Annotated in this window: 2 protein-coding genes; both read left to right on the forward strand. The window is 57.8% G+C overall.

The genetic code is table 11. From position 1 onward, the window contains the following. Window positions 1–262 precede the first annotated feature (262 nt). On the forward strand, window positions 263–1,537 hold the full coding sequence (locus AABO57_26220; protein MEK6289223.1) for a pitrilysin family protein: 1,275 nt from the start codon (window positions 263–265) through the stop codon (window positions 1,535–1,537). A 125-nt stretch (window positions 1,538–1,662) separates the two neighbouring features. After that, window positions 1,663–2,457: an MBL fold metallo-hydrolase gene (locus tag AABO57_26225; protein ID MEK6289224.1), complete on the forward strand. Its 795-nt coding sequence runs from the start codon at window positions 1,663–1,665 to the stop codon at window positions 2,455–2,457. The last annotated feature ends 145 nt before the right edge of the window (window positions 2,458–2,602 follow it).

The following is a 2,602-nucleotide window of genomic DNA, read 5'->3' on the forward strand; positions in this document are numbered from 1 at the left end:
AGGCAGTAGGCAGAAGGCGGTAGGCAGAAGGCAGAAGGCGGTACCATTTTCCATTTTCCATTTGAGATTTGTCATTTGTCATTTTGGGACAGAGGTTAGGCGAGTCTGCGAGCATTGGAAAATAACAAATGACAAATCTCAAATGGAAAATGGAAAATGGTACCGCCTTCTGCCTTCTGCCTTCTGCCTTCTGCCTTCTGCCTTCTGACCGCCAGTTTGCACGCCGTTCAACGCGTATGTTAGCATCGCCTGCAGGTGCGATATGAGCGAGCAACCGAGTCCTATCAAGCAAACCGTCCTCGATAATGGCCTTACAATCATCTCCGAACGAATGGATCACGTGCGGTCCGCTTCGGTCGGCATCTGGGTCCGCTCGGGCTCGCGGCATGAAGCGGCGCCGCTGAATGGCATCTCGCACTTCATCGAGCACACGCTCTTCAAAGGCACGCGCAATCGAACCTCCCGCGAGATCGCCGTCGAAAGCGACGCCATCGGCGGTCACGTCGACGCGTTCACCAGCCGCGAAGTCGCAGCCTACTATGTCAGGGTTCTGGACGAACATCTTGCGCGAGCCTTTGACCTGCTCGCCGACCTGGTGACCTCGCCGCTCTTCGCCGACGAAGAACTTGACCGCGAGCGCAATGTGGTTACCGAAGAGATCAAGATGGTCGGGGACACTCCCGATGATCTCGTGCATGAGGTATTTGTCGCAAACTTCTGGCCCGATCATCCGCTGGGGCGCTCCATTCTGGGGACGGTTGATACTCTGGCGACTTTCAACCACGAGCGCGTGAGCAATTACTTTTCAAACATCTACACGCCGCGCAATCTTGTGGTCGCCGGCGCGGGCAACCTCGAGCACGAGAGATTCGTGGATATGGTCGGCGGATCTCTGAGCAGCTTGAAGGACAGACCGGTGCATCTATCCGCGTCGGCTCCCCTGCACGCGACGCGGCGCATAGTGCTGGATAAGGACCTCGAGCAGGCGCATCTGGTGCTTGGCACGTGCTGTCCGTCGATGACTTCGGCCGACCGTTACTCGGTTCATGTGTTAAACGTGATACTCGGGGGCGGGATGAGCTCAAGATTGTTTCAAACGATTCGCGAAGAACACGGGCTCGCTTACGCGGTCTACTCGGGTGTGAATGCCTACACGGATGCTGGTTACCTGTCGGTCTACGCCGCGACTTCACCCGAGCAAGTCAGCGACGTCATCAAGCTGAGCGTCGAAGAGTTCAACAGGTTCAAGAGCGAGCCGGTGTCGGAAGCGGAGCTTCAACGAGCGAAGGATCAGCTAAAGGTGTCGATCATGCTCAGTCTGGAATCGACCTCCGCGCGCATGAGCAACCTCGCACGGCAAGAGATTTTCTTCGGCCGCCAGTTCACGCTCGACGAGATTCTCGATCGTATCAACCAGGTGACGAGGTCCGATGTGCAGCGCGTGGCCGGCGAGATATTCAGCGGCGACGAACTGGCCATCACCGCAGTAGGACAGCTCGGTTCCCTGGATCTCGATCGCGCACAAATTGCAGTGTAGTCAGTAGTCCGTAGTCCGTAGCTAAAGAGCCTTGTGGGTTCGGACAGTCGGGCCACTGACAGCGGACCACTCTACGGACTACGGAACTACGGACCACGGATTACGGACTCTTCCATGACTCTTCCATGAGATTGATCATCTTAGGCAGCGGAAGCTCTGGCAACGTGCTCTACATCGAGTCGGGCGCGACCAGCGTGCTGGTCGATGTCGGGCTTTCAGCAAAAGAAACCGCGCGCCGAATGACCGAAGCCGGACTTGATCCCACCAGGCTCTCCGCGGTTGTCGTCACCCACGAACACACAGACCACATGAAAGGCATTCGCGTTTTTGCTTCGACTGCCGGGGTGCCCGTCTTCATGTCCGAAGCGACACGCGCGGAGTGCAAGTTCCCCGACGACGGCGAGAAGATTCCCTGGGGCGAGACCATTGCTTCCAGTGAGCCCTTCCAGATCGGCTCGATGAACTTCTACCCGTTCACGATACCTCACGACGGCGTGGATACTTTTGCGTTCACCGTCGAGTCGGAAGGCGTGAAGGTTGGAGCAGTGACCGACCTCGGCTACATCACCCAGTTGGTGGCCGAACGATTGCGCGGCTCGACCCTCGTGATGATTGAATCAAATCACGACCGGGATATGCTGAAGGTCGGGCCTTACCCGTGGTCGGTGAAGCAGCGCATCGCCAGCAACATCGGACATCTGTCGAACGATGAGACGGCTCGATGGATACGCGAAGACTTTGACGGGCAGGCTGAGTATTTGGTGCTCGCGCATTTGTCGCGCCAGTGCAATCATCCCGAGCTTGCGAGGCTGTCGGCGCTTCAGGCGCTCGATTATCACGGTTCGTTGTTTTTTCCGAGAGCCGAAGAGCGAGTGAGGATCGCGCTGCCGGATCGGGCAAGTGAGTGGTTTGAACTTTAGAGAGCGGGGTTAGGGGCTGGGGGTTAGGGGCTGGTTGCGGCCCCCCCCCCCCCCCCCCCCCCCCCCCCCCAAATTGGAGTTGAAACCGAAACCCCCCCCCGGAGTGGGGCCGGTTTTGCGACCCAAAAAAAATTTAGAAATGTGG

The sequence above is a fragment of the Acidobacteriota bacterium genome (assembly GCA_038040445.1).
Taxonomy (GTDB): domain Bacteria; phylum Acidobacteriota; class Blastocatellia; order UBA7656; family UBA7656; genus Onstottus_A; species Onstottus_A frigus.